The following is a 22,727-nucleotide window of genomic DNA, read 5'->3' on the forward strand; positions in this document are numbered from 1 at the left end:
CCTGCGGAAAAACGGCCTGGATGAGACCCCGCAGCATCCCATTCCAATCAAGCAGTATACTATTTGAACAGTGTTGGAGCACTAACTTTAATAAAGATTAGCTTCAAAAAAATCCATAAATCTAAAGGTTGACGAATAAAAAAAGAAACGCTACACTACTAATAACTTTATTTTATTAGCACATTAGCGAACTAAAGGATTTCTGAATAATTGAGAATTAGTAGTAATCCCTCATTCGGGGGAAAATAGATGAATGAATATGCCAAAGGTGGTTCTTATGACTAATTTGTTTATGTTCGAGAAACCATTGGGAATGAGAGATACATTCCCTGATTTATATGAAATCAAGGATAAAACGAAGAAGAAAATGGAACAAGCTATGAAATTGTGGGGCTACAGGTTTATTGAAACCCCAAGCCTTGAATATTATGAAACCGTCGGGGAAGCGTCAGCGATCCTTGATCAGCAGCTATTCAAACTGCTGGATCAACAGGGACATACTCTTGTATTAAGACCCGATATGACCGCTCCGATCGCGCGAATTGCTGCGTCCAAATTATTAAAGGATGAAGCGCCCCTGAGACTTGCTTACTCAAACTCCGTATTCAGGGCCCAACAGCGGGAAGGTGGACGTCCAGCAGAATTTGAACAGGTAGGGATTGAATGCATAGGCGACGATTCCGTCAGTGCTGATGGAGAAGTTATCGCTCTGATGGTATCGGTATTAAAAGAAGCGGGCTTGGAACATTTTAAGATTTCCATCGGTCATATCGGATTTGTTCAGGAGTTGTTCACTCAAATCGTCGGAACGGAAGAACGTGCCGACACGTTAAGAAGATACTTATATGAGAAGAACTATGTCGGCTACCGGCAGCATGTCAATGAATTGGCCCTATCTTCCATTGATAAAGAGCGTCTTTTCAAGTTCCTGCAATTACGCGGATCAGATGCTGTACTCGGTGAAGCCCATACCCTTATTGAAGGAGAAAAAGGACTTCAGGCAATCGAGCAGCTGAAAGACTTGTGGAGTATATTAAAAGATTATGAAGTGGAACAATATGTGAAATTCGACTTGAGCCTTGTCAGTCATATGAGCTATTATTCCGGCATTTTATTTGAAGTGTACGGGGAAAATGTCGGTTTTGCCATCGGGAATGGCGGGCGCTACAATAAGCTCCTCGAAAAGTTCGGGAAAAATTCCGGGGCGACGGGCTTCGGACTGCGTCTTGACTACGTATTGGAAGCAATGCAGGTTACATTATTCCCGACTCATCAACAGTGTGTACTGTTTAGTGATGAGCGCAGGAAGGAGGCCATCAGTCTGGCCCGTGACCTGAGAAATGAAGGGGTCGGGGTTGTGCTGCAGAATTGGAAGGGCGTAGGAGATGTGGATGAGTTTACAAAGGGGTTCAGTCATGTCCACTTCGTAATTGGTCAGGACCGAAAAGGCGGTGAAACATCATGAGTGCGTTAACCATTGCCATGCCAAAAGGCAGGATCTTCGAAGAAGCTGTGGAACTATTGAGGAAGGCAGATTATAACCTCCCGCCTGAGTTCGATGACTCGAGAAAGCTCATCATCGAAGTCCCTGAGGAGGACTTGCGTTTCATCCTCGCTAAGCCGATGGATGTCCCGACATATGTAGAGCATGGGGTCGCTGATTTAGGTATAGCCGGGAAGGATGTCATGCTTGAAGAAGAGCGGGACGTCTATGAACTGCTAGATTTACGGATCAGTGGATGCTACTTGGCAGTGGCTGGACTTCCGAATACGAAAATGAGTGATGTGGCTCCGAAGATAGCAACCAAGTACCCGAATGTCGCTTCATCCTATTTCCGTGAACAGGGTGAGCAGGTGGAAATCATTAAATTAAATGGTTCCATCGAATTGGCGCCTTTAATCGGACTTGCTGACCGCATTGTCGATATTGTTTCTACTGGCCGGACCTTGAAAGAAAACGGCCTGGTAGAATACGAAACCATCGTCGGCATCACTTCACGCCTCATCGTCAACCCCGTCAGCTACCGGATGAAAGACGAAAAAATCGAAGACCTCGTCACCCGCCTCACACGCATCATCGGGTAGGAGGGACGGACCTTTAATAAAAAGGTCCACATATGAGTGTTTACAAGCATTTATGGAGTTTTTGGGGCGGATAATTGGTGGAAATCGAGGTCCGTCCCCTTGTATAGAGATTACATAAGGGAGGCAGGTCCTTATTTCAGGTCCGTCCCTATAAAGGTTGGTGAATTGTGTGAAGATTATTAGGGATATAAGCGGGGCGACGATCAGGCGTTCTGTCGATAATGGCACGGAGGAGCAGCGCAAAGCGGTTCAAGAGATTATCTCTTCAGTGCAGAAAGGTGGAGAAAAAGCCGTCCATGCCTACACGGAGAAATTCGATGGTGTCCGATTAGAGAACTCTAAAGTTTCTGAGAGTGAGATAGAGGAGGCTTACTCATCTCTTGATCCGGAGATGGTCTCGATCATTGAGGAAGCGGCAGCTAATATTCGAGACTTTCATGCACAGCAAAAAAGGTCCTCTTGGTTCACAACAGACACAACTGGAACGATGCTCGGTCAAAAGCTTACGCCGCTTGATTCGGTAGGTGTGTACGTTCCGGGTGGGACAGCGGCTTACCCATCGTCCGTATTGATGAATGTACTTCCGGCAAAAGTGGCTGGAGTAAAGAGAATTACAATGGTTTCACCTCCTGGTAAGGATGGGAAGTTATCTCCAGGGGTACTTGTGGCCGCGAAGGTGGCCGGGGTAGAGGACATCTTCAAAATCGGTGGTGCCCAAGCCATAGCCGCACTGGCGTATGGAACGGAAACCATCTTGCCTGTGGATAAAATAACGGGACCGGGGAACTTATATGTCGCCTTGGCAAAACGGGAAGTGTTCGGTGACGTGGATATTGATATGATCGCCGGTCCGAGTGAAATTGTGATTCTTGCAGACGAACATCAGCGTGCCGATGAAATCGCCGCTGACCTTCTTTCACAGGCAGAGCATGATGTGTTTGCGTCTGCCGTCCTGGTGACAAATTCCTCGACGCTTGCTGAAGAAGTGTCCACTCAGGTTGAACATCAACTAACCTCCCTTCCCCGTGAAGAGATCGCCCGTCAATCGATCACCCATTATGGAGCAATCTATGTGACGGGGAATATGGAAGAAGGGATCGAGGTAGTTAATAAGCTTGCAGCAGAGCATTTAGAAATCCTGACGGAGAAGCCCTTTGAAACGATGGCGAAAATCCGTCATGCGGGTGCGATTTTTCTAGGTCGTTACAGCTCCGAGCCTGTCGGGGATTACTTTGCAGGACCGAATCACGTCCTTCCGACGAACGGCACAGCCCGTTTCTCAAGTCCTTTGAATGTAGATGAATTTATGAAAAAGACAAGCGTTATATCCTATAGTGAAACAGCACTGGAGCAAAACTATCAAAAAATCGCCAAGCTTGCACGATTAGAGGGCCTTGAAGCCCATGCAAGGGCCGTGGAAATTCGATTCGATAAAGAGAAATAGGGAAGAGGGACGGACCTCCAAAGGGGAGGTCCGTCCCTCCCAAAAAGGAGGACATCATGGTGAGAAGTGCAGATATTGTGCGAAAGACGAATGAGACAGATATTCGTTTGAGTTTTGGAATCGATGGGGAAGGAAATTCGAAAATGGAGACTGGGGTTCCGTTCATAAGTCATATGATGGATCTGTTCACAAAGCATGGACAATTCGATTGTACTATTGAAGCAAGCGGAGATACCGAGGTCGATGACCATCACACGTCAGAGGATATCGGAATTTGCTTGGGTCAGGCATTATTGGAAGCACTTGGAGACAAGAAGGGCATCAAGCGTTACGGGTCCGCCATGGTACCGATGGATGAAGCTCTTGCCCAGGTAGTGGTGGACCTGAGTAACCGTCCTCATCTTGAATTCCGTGCAGAACTTCCAAGTCAGAAAGTCGGAACCTTCGATACGGAGCTTGTTCACGAATTCCTTTGGAAGCTTGCTCTTGAAGCACGGATGAACCTTCATGTCATCGTTCATTACGGTCATAACACTCACCATATCATTGAAGCGATCTTCAAGGCCCTTGGCCGTGCATTAGATGAAGCGACCACGATTGATCCCCGGGTAAAAGGGGTACCATCGACGAAGGGAATGTTATAATACATGATCGGAATTGTGGACTACGGGATGGGGAATCTGTTCAGTGTCAGTAAAGCATTGGAGCGCTTGAGTGTCCCTTATTTCATAAGTGATGTCCAAGACGAATTATTGACAGCGGATGGGCTGATTTTACCAGGGGTTGGAGCATTTAAGGACGCCATGAATCTCCTTGAAACCACCCATTTGAAAGAAACCATCCTAACGTTTGCTGAAAGCGGCAGACCGCTCCTTGGCATTTGTTTAGGAATGCAGTTGCTGTTTGAAGAAAGTAAGGAAAATGGATCAACAAAAGGATTGGCCCTCCTCCCCGGTGAGGTGCTCCATATCCCGAAAGTAGACCGTCAGGGAAATGCTTTTAAAGTCCCTCATATGGGCTGGAATCTTCTTCGTTTCCAGAAGAATTCCCCCATTTTAGAAGGGTTGACGGAAGGCTATGTGTACTTTGTTCATTCTTATTATGTACACGAAGGATCCAAAGACGTGATTGCGGCAAGCTCCGATTATGCAGGTGTCGAAATCCCGGCCGTCGTGAGCCGGGAAAATATATACGGAATGCAGTTTCACCCTGAAAAAAGCGGGGATCTTGGAATGAAGCTGCTAGAAAACTTTACAAAGCGGGTGAAGGAGGCGGTCTCATGAGTTTTACAATCTATCCTGCCATTGATATGCGTGGTGGAAAATGTGTCCGCCTGGTACAAGGGGATTATAATCAGGAAACGATATACGGTGACTCCCCTTTTGAGATGGCGAAGAAATTCGTCGATGAAGGGGCTGAGTGGATTCATATGGTTGACCTTGATGGGGCAAGGGAAGGCTCACGGATCAATGATGAATTCGTCATTGCTGTTGCAGAAAAACTCGATGCAAAGGTACAAATTGGCGGCGGAATCCGTACGAAAGAGGATATTGAGCACTATTTAAACCGTGGAGTCGATCGCGTCATCATTGGGAGCATCGCTGTTTCCAACAAAGAGTTGGTGAAGGGCTGGCTTTCTGAATACGGTGATAGGATCGCCATCGGATTAGACGCAAAGGACGGCTATGTGGCTACTCACGGATGGTTGGAAACCTCAGCCCTTAAAGCGGTCGACCTTGGGCTGGAACTGGCTGAAGCCGGTGCTGAAACATTCATCTTCACCGATATTGCCACAGACGGAATGCTATCTGGTCCGAATGTTTATGCGGTTGCGGAGCTGGCTGAACAAACGGGAAAATCAGTGATTGCGTCTGGAGGCATTAGCTCACTTGAAGACCTGAGGACTTTAAAGCAATACGAAAGCCGGGGTGTATCCGGTGCCATTTGCGGTAAATCGATTTACACAGGGAAGTTTACGGTGAGTGAGGCAGTAAATGAGGTGAAGTCATGTTAACGAAACGGATCGTTCCCTGCTTGGATGTGAAAGATGGACGAGTGGTGAAAGGGATTCAGTTTGTGGAACTCCGTGATGCGGGGGATCCTGTCGAGCTCGCGAAAGTGTATGACGAGCAGGGCGCGGATGAGCTTGTATTTCTGGACATTTCAGCATCTCACGAAGGCCGCAAAACCATGGTGGAAGTCGTTCAACGTGTGGCTGCGGAATTGGCGATTCCCTTTACAGTCGGCGGAGGGATCAATTCAGTGGAGGATATGAAAGCCATCCTGCGCGCAGGGGCGGACAAGGTATCCCTGAACACAGCAGCTGTACTGCGACCTGAGCTTGTCCGGGAAGGGGCCGATTACTTCGGATCTCAATGTATCGTAGTCGCGATAGATGCCAAATATGATGAAGACAGTAAGGGTTGGAAGGTATACACCCATGGAGGCAGAAAACTGAAAGACCTACATGCTGTGGAATGGGCAAAAAAAGTGGAATCCCTAGGCGCCGGGGAAATCTTACTGACGAGCATGGATAGGGATGGAGAGAAAAAAGGCTTCAACCTGGCTCTTACAAAGACAGTCAGCGAAGCGGTATCGATTCCTGTGATTGCATCCGGTGGGGCTGGGAATGCCGGACACTTCAAAGAGGTGTTTACGGAAGGCAAAGCCGATGCTGCATTGGCAGCATCCATTTTTCACTATAAAGAAACGAGTGTAGAAGAAGTAAAAAGCTACTTACGAAAAGAGGAGGTCCACGTTCGATGACAAACACTGATTGGATCGCATCCGTGAATTACGATGAAAAGGGGCTCGTGCCTGTCATTGTACAGGACGCTGAGACGAAAGATGTATTAACCTTAGCATATATGAATGAAACGTCTCTCAGGAAAACCGTCGAGACCGGGGAAACCTGGTTTTATTCCCGATCACGTCAAGAGCTGTGGCACAAAGGGGAAACAAGCGGAAATACACAACGTGTAAAAAACATCTCGTGGGATTGTGATAAAGATGCCCTTCTTGTCCTGGCCGATAAAAAAGGTCCGGCCTGCCATAAAGGTGAAGAAAGCTGCTTTCACGAAAATGTATTTGGTGAAGAGCGATCCTCCACTGAAAATATCCTCATTACCCTTGAGAAACTCATTGAAAACAGGGAAATTGAGCGTCCGGTAGGAGCATACACTACCTACTTATTCGAAGAAGGGGTGGACAAAATCCTTAAAAAAGTAGGAGAAGAAGCATCAGAAGTAATCATTGCAGCGAAAAACAGGGACAGTGAAGAGTTGAAGTGGGAAGTGGCAGACCTGTTTTATCACATCCTCGTCCTTTTAAGAGAACAAAAGCTCCCACTCGAAAGTGTCTTGAGTGTACTCGTGGAACGTCATCATAAATAACTTACTGAGGGACGGACCTTCGCCCATTGGCGAAGGTCCGTCCCTCAAAATATGGTAGTTTAGTACAGGGGTATTGTATGATATACTACTGTAGTTATACTATGAACGTTTCGGAGGACTTTGATGAGAAAAGGGTCAAAATTAGGTAGTGAAGAAGCGAAAGTGTTGTCTTTTGTCCCAACTGGCGAGTATTACTACAACAAAGGGATGAAAGCTTATCAACGTCGCGAGCTAAAAAAATCGTTAAAATATTTAAATAGAGCATCTCAATTAGAACCGATTGAACCGATGATTGCCTGTCAATTATCGATTGTGTATACAGAGCTTGGCGAATACAAGCGTTCCAATGATTTATTGCATAACATACTAGAGGACCTTGATCCCCATATGTCAGAATGCCATTATTTCTTGGCCAATAACTATGCTCACCTTGGTTTATTTAAAGAGGCATATGAACAGGTCTCGACATATTTGGATAAAGAAGAATATGGTGAGTTCGTCGAGGATGCCGAAGATCTATTGGAGCTTCTTGAACTTGATTCCGATTTGATTGTGGATGATCTGTATGAGCATGATGAGCTCATCGTCCAACAGGAAAAAGCAAGGGAACTCCTCGAATCCGGTCACTTCCAGAAGGCAGTGGATACCTTACAAGAGGTCATCCGGGACTATCCTGAATTCTGGTCCGCCTACAATAATCTGGCTCTTGCCTACTTCTATCTGGGGGAAGTGGATAAAGCATCCGCCACCTTGGAAGAGGTACTTGAGAAGAATCCGGGGAATCTACATGCCCTGTGCAATACGGCTGTTTTTTATTTTTACCAAAAGCGCCATGACGAGTTGGAGGAATTGATCCAGGGTCTTGAGAAGGTCCGTCCCCTGCTCCATGAACATCGTTACAAGCTGGGGGCCACGTTTGCCCTTGTAGGGCGTTCGGAGCGGGCATATGATTGGTTGAAGTCTCTTCAGAAGATTGGCTTCGAAGGCGATGGAAGCTTCTATTATTGGTTGTCTTACTCTGCTTATGAAACAGGGCATGAGAATACGGCCAGGAATGCGTGGAAAAAGGTACTTGAGATCAATCCTGAAAAAGAAGGCCTCGAACCGTGGAACGACGAAAAGCAGGCAGAAGGCTTTGAAAATCACGTCACGTCCATATTGAAAAAGCTTCAAAGTGACTATACCGAAGAGAAATTATTCGGCCTCTTTCTGACGTCCATCTCGGCGAATCAAAGGGCAATCCTCACTCATGCGGATTTCTGTGATGTAGAGGATTTGTCGATTGTCGAAAAGGTTTATTTGGCTCAGGTGCTGAATAGTAACGGGAAAAGTTCGATCAAAGTGAATCAGGAGATTCAGAATATGCATCAGGTCGCTCTTCACCTCTATGGAGGTCATCGCCCGATCACGAGCGTGGAATCCGGATTATTTCTTACATGGTTCACGATTGCCTACCGGGGGATCAAAGAGCGGGAAACCTTCAAGAATGCAAAAGCATTCGCAGCGGCTACGGAATTCGTCTGGCACCGACTGCGGAATGAAAAGGTGACGAAAAAACAATTGTGTGACCGTTTCAATTTATCCGCAAGTACCCTGACAAAATATATTGCCGTCGTTGAAAGTTACCTTCCCTGAGCATATTTTTGGACGATACGACCATAATTTTTATAGGATAGGTGTAGGAAGTTAATACTATGTATGGAAGGCTCAAGCGCCATTAAAACCTCCAGCAATAGTATCTTAATGAACGACTGTTTCGGAAGGAGAATGTCATTATGTCTGAAGAAAAAATTTATGATGTAATCATTGCAGGTGCAGGCCCTGCAGGAATGACTGCAGCTGTTTATACGTCACGTGCAAGCCTTTCAACGCTTATGCTTGAAAGAGGAGTGCCGGGCGGACAAATGGCGAATACGGAAGAAGTGGAGAACTATCCTGGCTTCGACCATATTCTTGGACCTGACCTTTCTAATAAAATGTTCGACCATGCCAAGAAATTCGGTGCGGAATACGCATACGGAGACATCAAGGAAATCGTGGACGGGGACGATTTCAAAATCGTCAAAACCGGATCAAAAGAGTTCAAGGCCCGTGCTGTGATCATCACAACAGGTGCAGAATACAAGAAAATCGGTGTTCCTGGGGAAAAGGAACTCGGTGGCCGGGGAGTATCTTATTGTGCCGTATGTGACGGGGCATTCTTTAAAGGAAAAGATCTTGTTGTTGTCGGTGGAGGAGACTCTGCCGTAGAAGAAGGGGTCTATCTTACAAGATTTGCGAACAAAGTGACGATCGTTCACCGACGTGACGAGCTTCGTGCTCAAAAGATCCTGCAGGAACGTGCATTTGATAATGAGAAAGTTGATTTCATCTGGAACCATACAGTGAAAGAAATCAATGACAAAGATGGTAAGGTCGGCAGTGTGACCCTTGTATCCACTGAAAACGGAGAAGAAGCCAACTTCCAGGCGGATGGTGTCTTCATCTATATCGGAATGCTTCCATTAACCAAGCCATTTGCAAACCTTGGAATCCTGAACTCTGAAGGGTACATTGAAACGAATGAACAAATGGAAACAAAGGTTCCCGGAATCTTTGCTGCCGGGGATGTTCGTGAAAAACAACTTCGCCAAATCGTAACAGCAACCGGAGACGGCAGTATCGCTGCTCAAACAGCTCAACACTATATCGAAGAGCTGAAAGAAAAAGTCAAGAACGGATAATGAAAAAAAGGCCTTGCGAATAGATTCTTTCGTAAGGCTTTTTTGTTTATGGACAGAGCTGATGGGTGCCTATAAACAAGGAATCGATGGTTCTGAAATAATTGAAGTCAATTCTTCTTATGCTTATTAAACACATACACTAATTCTGACAACGTCAACTTCTTCAATCCTTCATCACATGGTTTGTAAACACCAGCTTCTACTAACCGACGAATAAACTGCTGCCTCTGTCGTTCAACGGCTTCACGTAAAAAGGGCATGTGTGTTCACTCCTTTTAGATTCTTAAGGGTAGTATAAGGGGATCTCCACAGAAAATCATCTACCTTGTTAAGTTTTCTATCAATTTAGAATTCTTTGTCAGGTTTTCTGACATAATAGTCCAAAGAATGAAAGAAGACCTGTATAATCAAGGTATTCCCTGTTTAGGAGGATGAGGACATAGTGGACAACGAACCTTCCTATAAGGATAAAAAAGTGATATCGATCGGAGTCGTGAGTGAATTAACCGGTTTGACCGAAAGGAAAATTCGTTACTATGAAGAGAAGAATCTGATATTCCCCCAGCGCTCCAACCGGGGTTATCGGAAGTACTCCTTTTCCGATGTGGAACGTTTAATGGACATCGCCGATCAGCGTGAAGAAGGGGTCACAACAAAAGAAATCAAACATGAACTCACCAGAAAAGAGAGAAAAGAAGCAAAACAGAAAATGATTAAAGGTCAGCTGAATGCACGATTTGGCATTCAGAAGAAATAAATGGGGGACGGACCTCTGTAGGATATGTCATTTTGGACGGGATACTGTGAATGGGCAAAAGAATACTTAAGGTATTTATCCTTTTTGATGAAAAAAGGTAGAATGGATGTATAGTGCTCATCCACAATCTCCTATCCTTAAACATTTACGCACTTCCACAAAGAATGAACATTGATTCGACCTTCAGATCACTTCCAAAAAAAAACAGGATTATAACCTTTCCAAGAGGGAATAACGACTATTATGAAAGTCATCTCAGTTATTTTGGAAGGTCGGATCAACAATGAAAAAGTTAAAACTAGCAGCGGTCATCGTACTATTTGCCCTTATTCCTATTGTCTACTTCAGCTTTATTGCTGATGGAACAGAATCTTCTTCAAAAAAGCGCGTCATGGCATTAGGGGATTCCCTTACCTATGGTTACGGGGATAAAAAGGAAGCTGGGTATATCGGTCGTTTAGAAGAGAAAGTAAATCAAGAACATCCAAAGACGTCGTATCACTTCCAGAACCTCGGAGTACCCGGGCAGCAATCGGATCAGTTACTAAGTCAAATTGTAAAGCCCGAAGTAGCAGGGGACTTAAGTGAAGCAGATATATATATCATCAACATTGGAACCAATGATTTAATCAAGAACAATGGTGGAGACCTGTTCCCTTTACATCATGATGAAATCATGGATGCGAAAAAGGACTACCTCGACCATCTGGATAAGATCCTGAATATTGTCGGAACAGCGAACAAAGAAGCGGATATCATTGTGTTGGGTTTATATAATCCATATCCGGACAAAGACAGCGATAAAATCGAAGCGTACGTGGACGATTGGAATAAGTCGATGATGAAAGAAGCAAATAAACATGACAATGTGAAATACGTATCAATAAATCCATTATTCAAAGGGAAGTCAAAGGAAAACTATTTTCATGATTCCCTTCATCCTAATGGGAAAGGGTATGAATTAATCGCAGACCAAATTGTGAAGAACTATGACTTTTAACATGGACTTTGACATGAATCGAGAAGATTCGAGGGGATTTCCCAACCACCTTCAAAACCTTAACAATTCCGTAATACCGTTTTAAATCTGTTGTAACACTAGTGAAACAATTTTCGGGTAATATAGATAATAAGAAATTGACCCCCTTTTAAGTAATAAATCCCGTAGATGACACAGGAATCGCCTGTGTCTATTTTTTTGCATTCTTTCCTGTTATAGTGACTCCGATGTGCCTGTACCTATTCTGAATACCCCCTTACACATGTCTAAACCTGTCCCATTATCTTTCGATTTCAATCGACAACTTCAAGACGAATGCCAAGACATTGTAGCTTGTCTGCAATCATAGTATAATATAAGGAATGAGATTGACTGTGGGACTGGTACATACATCGCTCCCAAACATCAAGATTGAGGTGAAGGCAGTGCAACGTGTCACAAATTGTTTATATCTGGATGGAGACAAGGTGCTCCTTCTCCAAAAGCCAAGACGGAACTGGTGGGTCGCCCCGGGTGGAAAGATGGAGTCCGGAGAATCGATCAGGGATGCGGTCATCCGCGAGTATCGTGAGGAAACGGGTATTTACTTGAAAAATCCTGATCTGAAAGGCGTCTTTACATTTATCATTAAAGATGGCGATCAAATCGTATCGGAGTGGATGATGTTCTCCTTCTTTGCAACAGAGGCGGATGGGGTCAATCTTCAGGAATCAGAAGAAGGAAAGATCAAATGGCATCCGATTGAAGACATCAAGAATTTGCCGATGGCTGAAGGAGATTATCATATTCTGGACTACCTATTACACGGGAAGAATACGATTTATGGGACGTTTACCTATACTCCTGATTTTAAATTATTATCTTATCGACTGGATCCGAGTTAAACAACGAACTTTTTAATATAGAACATTACGATAAAAGTGGGGGAAGAGTATGAGTACAGGTTCGACAAACGATGTTCAATTGGTAATCATTACAGGGATGTCCGGGGCTGGCAAAACCGTTGCCATTCAGAGCTTTGAGGATTTAGGGTTTTTCTGTGTGGACAATCTGCCGCCCACTCTTCTGCCAAAATTTTTGGAACTGATGAAAGAGTCCGGTAATAAAATGAATAAGGTCGCCTTAGTAATGGACCTCAGGGGAAGAGAATTCTTCGATCATCTTTTCAAAGCATTAGACGAACTGGCGGAAACCTCATGGGTATCACCACAGATTCTCTATCTCGATGCAGATGATTCATCCCTGGTCAGACGATATAAGGAAACACGTCGTTCCCACCCGTTGGCGCCTTCAGGTTTGCCTCTTGAGGGGATACGTCAGGAAAGGGAGCTCCTGGAAGAATTGAAGGGGCGAGCGCAGTTAATTTATACGACGTCAACCATGAAGCCAAGAGAGCTTCGAGAAAAGATTCTAACGGAATTCTCGGTGAACAAAAAGACCATCTTTACAGTGAATGTCGTATCATTCGGTTTTAAGCACGGGATTCCCATCGATGCCGATCTGGTGTTTGATGTACGCTTTCTCCCCAATCCCCATTATATCGATCATATGAGACCGAAAACGGGATTGGATGAAGAGGTATCAACCTACGTATTAAAATGGAATGAAACGAATAAATTCATCGAAAAAGTGACCGATTTACTTGCGTTCATGCTTCCCCAATACAAGCGGGAAGGAAAGAGTCAGCTCGTCGTCGCGATTGGATGTACAGGCGGACAGCATCGTTCGGTTGCGTTAGCAGAGTATCTTGGACATCATTTTGAAAAAGACTATCAAACAAAAATTTCTCATCGGGACATTCAGAAGAGAAAGGGTCTAACAACATGACACATACACCCAAGGTCGTCGTGATCGGAGGAGGAACCGGCCTGCCGGTCCTTCTCCGTGGATTGAAACGACACCCGATTGATATATCGGCCATTGTCACCGTTGCAGATGACGGCGGCAGTTCCGGTCGTTTGCGGGACAGCCTGGATATACCTCCCCCCGGGGATATACGGAATGTCCTGGCTGCTCTTTCAGAAGTAGAGCCACTGGTTGAACAAATGTTTCAGCACCGCTTTGAAACGACGAATGAGCTTTCCGGTCATGCCTTGGGAAACCTGATCATCGCGGCCCTCGCCTCTATTACAGGGGACTTTGTCCATGCCATACAGGAAATGAGCAGGGTGTTGAATGTGAAGGGCAAGGTGCTTCCATCTGCGAATCAAAGTGTCATCCTGAAGGCTGAAATGGAGGATGGAACGATTGTTACGGGTGAATCTGCCATTCCGAAAGCAGGGAAGAAGATCAAGCGTGTCTTCCTTAAGCCCGACAGCACCAAAGCGTTAAGCGAAACCCTGCGTGCTATTAAGGAAGCCGATTTGATTGTGATGGGGCCGGGAAGCCTATATACTAGTATATTACCGAATCTTCTAGTTCCTGGTATTGGAGAAGCCGTATGCAGGGCTGAAGCCAAGAAGATGTATATCTGCAATATCATGACCCAGGCAGGGGAAACCCTGGATTATTCAGCAAGCGACCACGTTAAGGCGTTATACGATCATTTAGAAACTCCAAGCATTGATTATATCCTGGTGAACAAGAAACAGGTGCCAAAAGAGGTGCAGGAACGATATAATGAAGAGCAGGCGAGCCCCGTTCATTTCGATGTGGATAAATTAAAGTCCATGGGCTTGGAAGTGATCGCAGAAGAGATACTTTCCTATGACAATCATCTCGTCCGTCATAACACAGAAAAGGTCGCAGATATTATATATTCTTATCTGAAAGAAACAAGCAACTGATACAACAGCAAAAATTTCTTGTGTGAAAGGTTGTGCAAGCGCTTGCTAGGAGGTGATGGGGATGTCGTTTGCGTCCGAAACGAAAAAAGAACTAACCAATATTGAAGTGAAAGATTGCTGTGCAAATGCAGAGTTGTCCGCATTGATTCGAATGAATGGTTCATTATCCTTCTCGAATCAAATGCTCGTCGTCAATATTCAAACCGAAAATGCCGCCATTGCCAGAAGAATATATACTTTGATCAAAAAAGGGTACGACACCCCGGTAGAGCTTCTGGTGAGAAAGAAGATGCGGCTTAAGAAAAACAATGTCTACATTGTACGAATCAAAGAAGATACAAAGATGATCCTCGAGGATTTGAGAATTCTGGGTGAACATTTCACCTTTATCCATAATATATCGGAAGATCTGATTAAGAAAAAATGCTGCAGACGCTCGTATTTACGGGGGGCGTTCCTGGCAGGTGGTTCGGTTAATAATCCGGAAACATCATCGTATCATCTGGAAATCTTTTCTCTATATTCTGAACACAACGAGGCGTTGTCGGAGCTGATGAATTCCTTCGGGTTAAACAGTAAAACCCTTGAAAGGAAGAAAGGCTTCATAACGTATTTAAAGGAAGCGGAAAAAATCACGGAGTTCCTGAATATCATAGGGGCTCATAACGCACTGCTTCGATTTGAAGATGTGCGCATTGTCCGGGATATGAGGAATTCCGTTAATCGTCTTGTGAACTGCGAGACGGCTAATTTGAATAAAACCATCGGTGCAGCCCTGAGACAGGTTGAAAACATCAAATTCATCGAAAAGCATGTAGGATTACAGGTTTTACCCGATAAATTAAGAGAAATAGCCGAGCTGCGAGTGAGCTATCAAGATGTCACTTTGAAAGAACTTGGGGAAATGGTGTCTGGCGGCACCATTAGTAAATCAGGGATTAATCACCGCTTACGGAAAATTGATCAGCTGGCAGACAAGTTAAGAGCGGGAGAAAAGCTGAATACCTAATTAAAGACAAAGGGGAGAGAAATGATTATGGTGGAAAAACAAGTAGAAGTGAAATTAAAGACAGGTCTGCAAGCGCGACCAGCGGCATTATTCGTTCAGGAGGCAAACCGTTTCTCATCTGAAATCTTCTTGGAAAAGGATGGGAAAAAGGTCAACGCAAAAAGTATTATGGGCCTAATGAGCTTAGCCATCTCCACCGGCTCTGCCATCACATTGGTAGCAGACGGAAGCGATGAAGAAGAAGCCCTTGTCGCCCTCGAAGGATTCGTTCAAAAAGAAGCATAACATGAACTTTACAAAAAACCGATGACCAGGGAGTGGTCATCGGTTTTTTTAGTTGGTTGACCTTTAGTTTAAAAAAGCTGTTTTCGCAGGTTTTTTTGCTTTCGTTAGAATAAAAAAGTAGTAGACTGGATGCTGGCTTTTTTCTGTGCAGGCGGTTAGCCTAGGAGATCTCAACTTTCGAGCTATAACGGACAGCCCCTCGAGGCCCCAAGTCTTTTGAACTTTTTTCCATTTAATTCACATCTAAAATGGATGTATTCCCGATTTTTTGTTACATTGTACTTTTCGGGAAGTTCACAGAAAATGGAGAAAAAGACACATATCATTTCCATCCCTCACCTATTAAACAAGAGAATACGAGAGTATAATAAAATGAGTTTGAAAAAAATACATTACATAAAAATGTAATGGAAGCATTTCTATAATATTAAGAGAAGTTTACGATAAAGGAAGACGATGCCGAATGGAAAAATACACAAAGCATTTCTTTAATAATATTCGAAAAAAATTAGAAGAGTGGGAGGCAGCCGCCTCTATCCCTCATGAAGAGGTTTACCGTTTCATCCATTCCATGGCGGGGTCAGCCTCGGTACTGGGTTTACATAAAATCGGTAACAGGGCTCGTGAGTTGATGGATAAGCATAAAGAAAAAGACGAGCGGACGTGGACGATTTCAGAAGTAAAGGAAGAACTGTTTGATATCATCCAGTACTGTTATCACTATTATGAGGAGGAATCATCTGAGCTGTTTCCCGGCAAGCAAAGCAGGGATGGGGAAGAACCCGTTGTGTTGCTCATTGATGATGACACATCTTTCCTTATGTATATGAAGGAGGAGTTGGAGAAGATCGGATGGTACGTCGTTCCGATCGCCAATCCCGATAAGGCCGTCATGTCGTACTATGATGTGAAGCCGGATTGTGCCATTATCGATATATATATGGACGGGACGAATGGATTTGAGGTTCTGGATTTTTTTAAGAAGAAGCTGAAACAGCAGTTCATTCCCACAATTATGGTGAGCGTGGAGAATAGTAAGAAAGTCCGGATGAAGAGTTATCAGATGGGGGCGGATGATTTTATCGCCAAGCCCTTTGAACTTGATGAGTTCATTGTACGGGTGAAACGACAGATGGAACGAAAGAAGCAAATGGAAGAGCTTGTATTAATCGATGAATTGACACGGGTTTATAACCGTAAATACTTGAGTCAGGCATATGCCCAAGTACAAAGCGACTGGACACGCAGAGGGGATTCGTATTGTGTGGCCGTCCTTGATCTGGACCATTTCAAAGGAGTGAACGACCGATACGGGCATTTGATGGGAGATCGGGTGCTGAAAGAATTTGCTTCCCATCTGAAATCCGAAACGAGGATTCAGGACACGGTCTTTCGCTTTGGAGGGGAAGAGTTTATCATCCTGTTCCCTCATACATCTATAAAAGAAGCGTGTACGTTGGTCGATGATATACGTAAAAGATTCAGTCAACTGGTGTTTCAGGCAGATCCGGACTTTTCATGTACTTTCTCTGCAGGAGTTGCAGAAATCGCTGATCCGACGAAGCCATTTAATACGTGGCTAACGCTTGCTGATCATGCCCTTTATGAGGCAAAAAGCAGTGGCAGAAACCTCGTGAAGTTAGATGGAAAGGCAAGGGAGCATACTCCGCATAAAATGTTGAAGATTGCCATTGTCGATGATGATCCGATCATTCGGACGGTGATGAGGGATATCGTGTCGAAGCTGCCAAGTGAGCAGCATACTCAGTATGATATTCACACCTTTAAAGATGGGGCTGCTTTTATTGGATCGGATTGGCATGAGGAAAATCCTTGTCTGGTGATTTTAGACGGGGTGATGCCGAAGATGGACGGCCTGGAAGTACTGGAGCAGCTTCGCTCAAGGAGTGATTCCGATCGTTACAAAGTGCTCATGCTTACCTCCCGGAAAAGTGAGCGGGACATTTCACGATCCCTGCAGCTCGGAGCGGATGACTATATGACGAAACCGTTTAAATTACTTGAGCTCGAGGCCCGTTTAGGTCAAATGCTAAAGAGGATGAGATAAATTGTACTCCCGGGAGCTTTATTATTTTACTGTTGTGCTGGTCAGCTGATGATGGTAATGGGTGATGTTAAGGACTATCCCTTCATCCACTGACAAGTATAGTGCAGTCTACATAACCGATCTGAATGGTGTATGCGAATATAGGTTTCTATATGAAGGCTTGATCGACCAGGTTATTGACATATTAATAGACATTGCAGTGGAGGATGGCAAACCATTGATCGATAGGTTCCATGGCACAGCCTACGGATAAGAAAGTCGGAAGAAAGGTTATCCCCATTTTCATCTGGAATGCTCATGAACGATTGAAGCAGTCTTACTATGAAATGAAAGAAGCTTTTGAGAAAGAAGGGGAATAAAACATGGCGAAAATATTAATTGCGGAAGATGAAGAAGTGCTCCGGATGTTGATGGTGGATACACTTGAAGACGAGGGACATGAGCTTGACGAGGCAGCCGACGGGAAGGAAGCGATCGAGCACATAATGGAGAATGACTATGATCTCATTCTCCTCGACTACATGATGCCTTTATACACAGGACTAGAAGTGATTGAGAAAGTAAGGAAATCTCCTGATAAGAGTACGGTGAAAATTATGATGGTGTCTGCAAAGAGCCAGCAGACGGATAAGGACCTCGTATTGAAATCAGGAGCCGATTATTTCATCGCTAAACCGTACAGTCCTGCAGAACTCGTACAAAGGATTGAGGATATATTGAATGAAGAGAATGAATGAATTTTTTCAAACGAGTTTACGCAATCAATTCATCGGCTTGATGAGCGGCTTTATTGTCATCTTTTTCATTGGGGCAGCTTGTTTGCTCGTATATGATCAATCTCTTACAAATGAGTATCAGGTACAAAGGGATCAACTGAATCGAAAAGAAGACGTTGCCGAACAATTAGATAGAGACTTTCAAAAGGCATTCTTTGATGCGAGGGGATATCTTGCATTTGGAAGGCAGGAATTCAAAGAAAGTATTTTTGATCAAGAGAAAAAAGTCGCTGACACGGTGACGAAGTTAAGGGAATTACAAACAGAATCTGAAGATCAACTTTTCCTAAGAGACGTTGAGGAATTTTCGACTCTTTATTTTAAGGAAATGGTCCCGAATGTCATCAGCTATTTCGAAAAAGGGGATAGCGAGGCCGTGAAAGATGTATCGGCTGATGGTGCAACAGCTACAATTGAAACCTTTCAAACACAACTCAATATGTATGTGGACTCCATTGAACAGAGTAAGCGAAATGCTTATGATGAGTTGAAACGGAAAGAGTCTTTAAGTCAAACAGCCTTTGTCATCTTTATTTTTCTCATGCTCCTTGTGCTGATGCGAATGATGCGAATGATAGCAAAACAAATCGGCCAGCCCCTCAATCAGGTGGCATCAGCTGCAGAACAGATTGCAGAAAACGAATCATACCAGCAATGGTCTTTTGAAAACAAACGTAAAGATGAAATTGGTAAGATGTCCAGGGCATTTGAAAAGATGATTTATAAAATCCAGGAGAAAGAAGAGCATCTACTTGCCCAGAATGAGGAGTTGGTCGCCCAGCAGGATGAGTTGGAATCCCAGCAATCGGAGCTTGAGCATCTGCTTAGCATCACGAAGAATCGTGAATCACAGCTGGAGCGCAGAAATGAATTCATTCGCGGGATATCGAGTTCCTTAAACAAACAGGAAGTTTTAGAAAGCATTGTTAAAAGTATGAGTCATGTAATGGACGCCACCCGCGGTATGATTGTCCTTATGAATGATCAAAAGTCGAGTGCCTCCTTCGGTATATCCGAAAAAGGGGTGATGCAGTTCTTAACGTATATTAATAATGGGATCCATCAAAGGTTGTTTGATTCTAGAGAACCATTTTCCCTTAAACGGGAAATGACCCCTTCAGAAAAAGGGTACTATGAAGAGACCTTATATTCGTATGATTTGTTCCTGCCGATCCTTTCCGTTGATCAACAGGTGGAGGCCATCATGGTATTCAGCCGATTCGGGCAGGATTTCACCAAACAGGAACGGGAAGAATATATGGGCTTGGGGAAACAAATCTCCATCTCCTTGCAGAAAATCACCATTTTTGAAGAGTCCGAGACCAACCGTCAATTAACACAGGACATTTTAAATAACATTCAAGAGGGGATACAACTCATTGATATGGATGGCAACAACTTATTAATGAATACGAAATTATCCGCTTTGATCGAGGGTGAGATTGACGAGCTTCAACAGACATGCTATCAAACATGGAAACAGGCACTGATGGATCGGGTCGAAAATAAAGAAAAACTGGATGAGTATTATGAAACCATTGTGAAGGATGGGAAGACAGGCAAACATCTTCTTACCTATCACCTGGTGGATAGCAAAGAAGTATTTCAGGTGTATTCTGAATCTCTCTATCGTGGAGAAGAGCAGATAGGCACGATCTTTGTGCACCGGAATATCACGAAAGAATTCGAAGTCGATCAAATGAAATCGGAGTTTGTCAGCACCGTCAGTCATGAACTTCGCACCCCTCTTTCTAGTGTGCTTGGTTTTACGGAGCTGATGCTGACCAAGGAGTTAAAGCCGGAAAGAACAAAGAAATACTTAACGACAATTTATCAAGAAGCAAAGCGGTTAACATCCCTTATCAACGATTTCCTTGACGTCCAACGCATGGAGTCTGGACGGCAAACCTTCGAGAGGAAATTTGAGGATGTCGTCCCGGTCATTCAGCAGGTGATCGATACCCAAAAGGTCAACGCGCCCTATCACTCTTTCAATATCGCAAGGGAGACGGATTGTACGATCGTCCTTGGGGATCGAGATAAATTGTCACAGGCATTCACCAATCTGATCAGCAATGCCATCAAATATTCTCCCGATGGGGGTACCATCACCATCCTATTCCGTGAAGGAGAAGAAAGCATTCTCATCGATATCCGTGATGAAGGTCTTGGCATACCACAGGACGCGATTCCAAACCTGTTCACCAAATTTTATCGGGTCGATAATACGGATCAGAGAAGAATCGGAGGTACCGGATTGGGTCTGACCATCGTGAAGGAAATCATTGAAACCCATGATGGGGAGATCAGTGTTTCATCTGAAGAAGGTAAAGGAAGTGTGTTTACCATCTGTTTGCCGATGGTGACCATCGAAACCTATAAAGAGGATGAACATTGCGGGGAAGGGATGAATATTATCGTCATTGAAGATGATATTAATCTTGCATCTTTACTCAAAGCCGAGCTTTCCGACAGTGGTTTCAAGGTGCAGCATACCCCGTCGGGAAGGGAAGCTTTAACCAAAATGCAGGAAGAGAAACCCGATGCTGTCGTTCTGGATATTATGCTTGAAGGAAGTATGTCGGGGTGGGATGTCCTTGAGAAAATTAAATCGGACCAACAACTTGCGCAAATACCAATCATCATTTCTTCAGCGTTAGATGAAAAAGAAAAAGGACTAACGCTTGGAGCCAATGATTATTTAGTTAAACCATATCACCCCAGTAAGCTGTCCAAAACCATTTTACATCTGTTGTTGAAAAAAGGGGTGGACGGTGAAATCTTAGTTCCGGTTGAGGAAAAACGGGTGACAGACTAAAATAAAAACCCCCTTAACGGTCCATTCCGTGAGGGGGTTTCTGTCGTATTACTTATTATTCATATCGTTGCGAGTGATGATGCGATCGATCAATCCATATTCAAGGGCTCTTTCAGCTGTCATGAAGTTATCGCGATCCGTGTCTTTTGAAATCACTTCAAGAGGTTGACCAGTGCGATCAGCCAGGATTTGATTCAGTTTTTCACGAAGGAATAGAATACGCTTAGCTGCGATTTCGATTTCCGTTGCCTGACCTTGTGCTCCACCAAGTGGCTGATGGATCATCACTTCAGCGTTTGGAAGGGCTAAGCGCTTACCTTTTGCACCTGCTGCAAGAAGGAACGCACCCATTGAAGCAGCCATACCGATACAGATCGTTTGCACATCAGGTTTAATGTATTGAATCGTATCGTAGATCGCCATACCTGCCGTGATGCTTCCGCCGGGAGAGTTTATGTAGATCGAAATATCTTTCTCCGGGTTTTCCGATTCAAGGAAAAGAAGCTGTGCGACAATGGAGTTCGCCACGTTGTCGTCGATCCCGCTTCCAAGCATGATGACACGGTCTTTCAATAAACGTGAATAAATGTCATACGCACGTTCACCGCGGTTTGTTTGTTCAATTACTGTAGGAATTAAATTCATCCTCGTTCCTCCTTAGAAAATCTTTTTTATTTTTTAGAGTTTCTTATTCACTTTGTACTGTAATCATACACCCATGGTCAATAAAGGTCAAACTAAACGCTTCCTTTATCACCCTGTATATAAATCCTTTCTACATGATACCCATTGATTCCTTTTTTAAACGGGAGGGTGTTTGTAAAGTTTATGGATTCAGTAGGAGATTAATCCACTAAAAATAGTGAACGATCTTAAGATGGGTGAAGTGTGAAAACAAGATCGTTCCTTTCCACTGCAGGCACTTGCTTTCCGCGGGGCGTGAGTTGAGCCTCCTCGGGCTTTTGCCCTGTGGGGTCTCAACTTTCCCGCTTTTCCCGCAGGAGTCAAGTGCCTTCCGCTTCAATCCACTCTGTGGTTCTGTATATGGATAGATAATGAGTAAAGTAACCCCTGATAGAATTAACATGCATAGAAATATTCTCCGCACCCTTTAAAAGATATTAATAGGTGATCAAAATAGACATAAACCATAATATCTATTGCAAACAAGAGATATCTGGCTTATAATATATATTCGTGACGGTTATTTATTTCGTGCCCTCGTGGTGCAACGGATAGCACGTAAGATTCCGGTTCTTAAAATGGGGGTTCGATTCCCTCCGAGGGCGTACCAAAGACCTTGTGTTTGTTGAGTTTATCAACGGGCATAGGGTCTTTTTTATGTTGTTTGATTGCTTTTTAATTGTTTCAACCATGCAACGCCAAACTGGTTCAATGGTTTATTCATAGAATTCTAGAAATTTAGCTGTTCACTATGTACTTACCAGATTGTACTTGTTTTTTCATTGACAGGTGTGCCCTGGTGTTAATCATATAGTAACTTTTGAATCCTTCTGTCGTTCTCACACTGTTAGATTTTCACAAAAACAATAATAAAAAACACCTCCAAAAGGTGGAGATGAA

General features: G+C 44.0%; 23 protein-coding genes and 1 tRNA gene. 22 read left to right on the forward strand and 2 right to left on the reverse strand.

What is annotated here, in order from left to right:
• Positions 1 to 277: 277 nt before the first annotated feature.
• The 10 genes from BAA9072_RS07535 (at position 278) to trxB (ending at position 9,644) form a co-directional block, all read left to right on the forward strand.
• Entirely contained in the window at positions 278 to 1,465 is a 1,188-nt protein-coding gene (locus BAA9072_RS07535) for an ATP phosphoribosyltransferase regulatory subunit (protein WP_201714078.1), read from the forward strand.
• The gene (hisG, locus tag BAA9072_RS07540) at positions 1,462 to 2,085 is read left to right on the forward strand and encodes an ATP phosphoribosyltransferase (protein WP_230980792.1); all 624 of its coding nucleotides are present in this window, start codon (positions 1,462 to 1,464) and stop codon (positions 2,083 to 2,085) included. Before BAA9072_RS07535 ends, hisG begins: the two co-directional genes overlap by 4 nt.
• 169 nt (positions 2,086 to 2,254) lie before the next feature.
• Entirely contained in the window at positions 2,255 to 3,529 is a 1,275-nt protein-coding gene (gene hisD, locus BAA9072_RS07545) for a histidinol dehydrogenase (protein WP_201714079.1), read from the forward strand.
• Between the two features lie 56 nt (positions 3,530 to 3,585).
• Positions 3,586 to 4,173, forward strand: coding sequence for an imidazoleglycerol-phosphate dehydratase HisB (gene hisB / locus BAA9072_RS07550; protein ID WP_230980793.1), 588 nt, complete (start codon positions 3,586 to 3,588; stop codon positions 4,171 to 4,173).
• Between the two features lie 3 nt (positions 4,174 to 4,176).
• Complete coding sequence (gene hisH, locus BAA9072_RS07555) at positions 4,177 to 4,812, forward strand: imidazole glycerol phosphate synthase subunit HisH (RefSeq protein ID WP_201714080.1); 636 nt, start codon at positions 4,177 to 4,179, stop codon at positions 4,810 to 4,812.
• Positions 4,809 to 5,543 carry a 1-(5-phosphoribosyl)-5-[(5-phosphoribosylamino)methylideneamino]imidazole-4-carboxamide isomerase gene (hisA, locus tag BAA9072_RS07560; protein ID WP_201714081.1) on the forward strand — a complete coding sequence of 245 codons (735 nt, stop codon included), beginning with the start codon at positions 4,809 to 4,811 and terminating at the stop codon, positions 5,541 to 5,543. The genes hisH and hisA overlap by 4 nt, the downstream gene beginning before the upstream one ends.
• On the forward strand, positions 5,537 to 6,295 hold the full coding sequence (gene hisF, locus BAA9072_RS07565) for an imidazole glycerol phosphate synthase subunit HisF (protein WP_201714082.1): 759 nt from the start codon (positions 5,537 to 5,539) through the stop codon (positions 6,293 to 6,295). The genes hisA and hisF overlap by 7 nt, the downstream gene beginning before the upstream one ends.
• On the forward strand, positions 6,292 to 6,921 hold the full coding sequence (gene hisIE / locus BAA9072_RS07570) for a bifunctional phosphoribosyl-AMP cyclohydrolase/phosphoribosyl-ATP diphosphatase HisIE (RefSeq protein WP_201714083.1): 630 nt from the start codon (positions 6,292 to 6,294) through the stop codon (positions 6,919 to 6,921). Before hisF ends, hisIE begins: the two co-directional genes overlap by 4 nt.
• Positions 6,922 to 7,044: 123 nt before the next feature.
• Entirely contained in the window at positions 7,045 to 8,556 is a 1,512-nt protein-coding gene (locus BAA9072_RS07575; RefSeq protein ID WP_201714084.1) for a tetratricopeptide repeat protein, read from the forward strand.
• 140 nt (positions 8,557 to 8,696) lie between these two features.
• Entirely contained in the window at positions 8,697 to 9,644 is a 948-nt protein-coding gene (gene trxB / locus BAA9072_RS07580) for a thioredoxin-disulfide reductase (protein ID WP_201714085.1), read from the forward strand.
• 107 nt (positions 9,645 to 9,751) lie between these two features.
• Here trxB and BAA9072_RS07585 read toward each other — a convergent pair whose 3' ends face one another.
• On the reverse strand, positions 9,752 to 9,904 hold the full coding sequence (locus tag BAA9072_RS07585) for a Fur-regulated basic protein FbpA (RefSeq protein WP_082386330.1): 153 nt from the start codon (positions 9,902 to 9,904) through the stop codon (positions 9,752 to 9,754).
• A 182-nt stretch (positions 9,905 to 10,086) separates the two neighbouring features.
• Here BAA9072_RS07585 and BAA9072_RS07590 point away from each other — a divergent pair, with 182 nt between their 5' ends.
• The 11 genes from BAA9072_RS07590 to BAA9072_RS07640 all read left to right on the forward strand — a co-directional run bounded on the left by BAA9072_RS07590 (position 10,087) and on the right by BAA9072_RS07640 (position 21,143).
• The gene (locus BAA9072_RS07590; RefSeq protein ID WP_201714086.1) at positions 10,087 to 10,401 is read left to right on the forward strand and encodes a MerR family transcriptional regulator; all 315 of its coding nucleotides are present in this window, start codon (positions 10,087 to 10,089) and stop codon (positions 10,399 to 10,401) included.
• A 283-nt stretch (positions 10,402 to 10,684) separates the two neighbouring features.
• Positions 10,685 to 11,401 (forward strand): GDSL-type esterase/lipase family protein, encoded by a 717-nt coding sequence (locus BAA9072_RS07595; RefSeq protein ID WP_201714087.1) that lies wholly within the window; start codon positions 10,685 to 10,687, stop codon positions 11,399 to 11,401.
• Between the two features lie 425 nt (positions 11,402 to 11,826).
• Positions 11,827 to 12,285 (forward strand): 8-oxo-dGTP diphosphatase, encoded by a 459-nt coding sequence (locus BAA9072_RS07600; RefSeq protein WP_098352016.1) that lies wholly within the window; start codon positions 11,827 to 11,829, stop codon positions 12,283 to 12,285.
• Positions 12,286 to 12,334: 49 nt separating this feature from the next.
• Positions 12,335 to 13,228, forward strand: coding sequence for an RNase adapter RapZ (rapZ, locus tag BAA9072_RS07605; protein ID WP_201714088.1), 894 nt, complete (start codon positions 12,335 to 12,337; stop codon positions 13,226 to 13,228).
• Entirely contained in the window at positions 13,225 to 14,187 is a 963-nt protein-coding gene (locus tag BAA9072_RS07610; RefSeq protein WP_201714089.1) for a gluconeogenesis factor YvcK family protein, read from the forward strand. Before rapZ ends, BAA9072_RS07610 begins: the two co-directional genes overlap by 4 nt.
• A gap of 61 nt (positions 14,188 to 14,248) precedes the next feature.
• Positions 14,249 to 15,196: a DNA-binding protein WhiA gene (gene whiA / locus BAA9072_RS07615; protein ID WP_201714090.1), complete on the forward strand. Its 948-nt coding sequence runs from the start codon at positions 14,249 to 14,251 to the stop codon at positions 15,194 to 15,196.
• Positions 15,197 to 15,223: 27 nt separating this feature from the next.
• Positions 15,224 to 15,481, forward strand: coding sequence for an HPr family phosphocarrier protein (locus BAA9072_RS07620; protein WP_060672665.1), 258 nt, complete (start codon positions 15,224 to 15,226; stop codon positions 15,479 to 15,481).
• A gap of 463 nt (positions 15,482 to 15,944) precedes the next feature.
• On the forward strand, positions 15,945 to 17,549 hold the full coding sequence (locus BAA9072_RS07625; protein WP_201714091.1) for a GGDEF domain-containing response regulator: 1,605 nt from the start codon (positions 15,945 to 15,947) through the stop codon (positions 17,547 to 17,549).
• Between the two features lie 61 nt (positions 17,550 to 17,610).
• Positions 17,611 to 17,802, forward strand: a complete 192-nt coding sequence (locus tag BAA9072_RS07630; RefSeq protein ID WP_201714092.1) for a hypothetical protein — start codon at positions 17,611 to 17,613, stop codon at positions 17,800 to 17,802.
• A 109-nt stretch (positions 17,803 to 17,911) separates the two neighbouring features.
• Positions 17,912 to 18,286 carry a response regulator transcription factor gene (locus BAA9072_RS07635; protein WP_201714093.1) on the forward strand — a complete coding sequence of 125 codons (375 nt, stop codon included), beginning with the start codon at positions 17,912 to 17,914 and terminating at the stop codon, positions 18,284 to 18,286.
• Complete coding sequence (locus tag BAA9072_RS07640; RefSeq protein WP_201714094.1) at positions 18,270 to 21,143, forward strand: ATP-binding protein; 2,874 nt, start codon at positions 18,270 to 18,272, stop codon at positions 21,141 to 21,143. Before BAA9072_RS07635 ends, BAA9072_RS07640 begins: the two co-directional genes overlap by 17 nt.
• Before the next feature lie 48 nt (positions 21,144 to 21,191).
• Here the strand turns inward: BAA9072_RS07640 and clpP are convergent, their stop codons facing one another.
• On the reverse strand, positions 21,192 to 21,788 hold the full coding sequence (clpP, locus tag BAA9072_RS07645) for an ATP-dependent Clp endopeptidase proteolytic subunit ClpP (RefSeq protein WP_098352025.1): 597 nt from the start codon (positions 21,786 to 21,788) through the stop codon (positions 21,192 to 21,194).
• A 572-nt stretch (positions 21,789 to 22,360) separates the two neighbouring features.
• Here clpP and BAA9072_RS07650 point away from each other — a divergent pair.
• Positions 22,361 to 22,432, forward strand: a tRNA-Arg gene (locus BAA9072_RS07650).
• Positions 22,433 to 22,727 lie beyond the last annotated feature (295 nt).

Origin of the sequence: Rossellomorea arthrocnemi (assembly GCF_904424705.1) — a bacterium.
GTDB lineage: Bacteria > Bacillota > Bacilli > Bacillales > Bacillaceae_B > Rossellomorea > Rossellomorea arthrocnemi.

What these genes read in the sequence shown, in the direction of transcription:
- BAA9072_RS07535 (WP_201714078.1), top strand. Translation starts at nt 278, where the DNA reads ATGACTAATTTGTTTATGTTCGAGAAACCATTGGGAATGAGAGATACA.
- hisG (WP_230980792.1), top strand. Translation starts at nt 1,462, where the DNA reads ATGAGTGCGTTAACCATTGCCATGCCAAAAGGCAGGATCTTCGAAGAA.
- hisB (WP_230980793.1), top strand. Translation starts at nt 3,586, where the DNA reads ATGGTGAGAAGTGCAGATATTGTGCGAAAGACGAATGAGACAGATATT.
- hisH (WP_201714080.1), top strand. Translation starts at nt 4,177, where the DNA reads ATGATCGGAATTGTGGACTACGGGATGGGGAATCTGTTCAGTGTCAGT.
- hisA (WP_201714081.1), top strand. Translation starts at nt 4,809, where the DNA reads ATGAGTTTTACAATCTATCCTGCCATTGATATGCGTGGTGGAAAATGT.
- hisF (WP_201714082.1), top strand. Translation starts at nt 5,537, where the DNA reads ATGTTAACGAAACGGATCGTTCCCTGCTTGGATGTGAAAGATGGACGA.
- hisIE (WP_201714083.1), top strand. Translation starts at nt 6,292, where the DNA reads ATGACAAACACTGATTGGATCGCATCCGTGAATTACGATGAAAAGGGG.
- BAA9072_RS07575 (WP_201714084.1), top strand. Translation starts at nt 7,045, where the DNA reads ATGAGAAAAGGGTCAAAATTAGGTAGTGAAGAAGCGAAAGTGTTGTCT.
- trxB (WP_201714085.1), top strand. Translation starts at nt 8,697, where the DNA reads ATGTCTGAAGAAAAAATTTATGATGTAATCATTGCAGGTGCAGGCCCT.
- BAA9072_RS07585 (WP_082386330.1), bottom strand. Translation starts at nt 9,904, where the DNA reads ATGCCCTTTTTACGTGAAGCCGTTGAACGACAGAGGCAGCAGTTTATT.
- BAA9072_RS07595 (WP_201714087.1), top strand. Translation starts at nt 10,685, where the DNA reads ATGAAAAAGTTAAAACTAGCAGCGGTCATCGTACTATTTGCCCTTATT.
- rapZ (WP_201714088.1), top strand. Translation starts at nt 12,335, where the DNA reads ATGAGTACAGGTTCGACAAACGATGTTCAATTGGTAATCATTACAGGG.
- BAA9072_RS07610 (WP_201714089.1), top strand. Translation starts at nt 13,225, where the DNA reads ATGACACATACACCCAAGGTCGTCGTGATCGGAGGAGGAACCGGCCTG.
- whiA (WP_201714090.1), top strand. Translation starts at nt 14,249, where the DNA reads ATGTCGTTTGCGTCCGAAACGAAAAAAGAACTAACCAATATTGAAGTG.
- BAA9072_RS07620 (WP_060672665.1), top strand. Translation starts at nt 15,224, where the DNA reads ATGGTGGAAAAACAAGTAGAAGTGAAATTAAAGACAGGTCTGCAAGCG.
- BAA9072_RS07625 (WP_201714091.1), top strand. Translation starts at nt 15,945, where the DNA reads ATGGAAAAATACACAAAGCATTTCTTTAATAATATTCGAAAAAAATTA.
- BAA9072_RS07635 (WP_201714093.1), top strand. Translation starts at nt 17,912, where the DNA reads ATGGCGAAAATATTAATTGCGGAAGATGAAGAAGTGCTCCGGATGTTG.
- BAA9072_RS07640 (WP_201714094.1), top strand. Translation starts at nt 18,270, where the DNA reads ATGAAGAGAATGAATGAATTTTTTCAAACGAGTTTACGCAATCAATTC.
- clpP (WP_098352025.1), bottom strand. Translation starts at nt 21,788, where the DNA reads ATGAATTTAATTCCTACAGTAATTGAACAAACAAACCGCGGTGAACGT.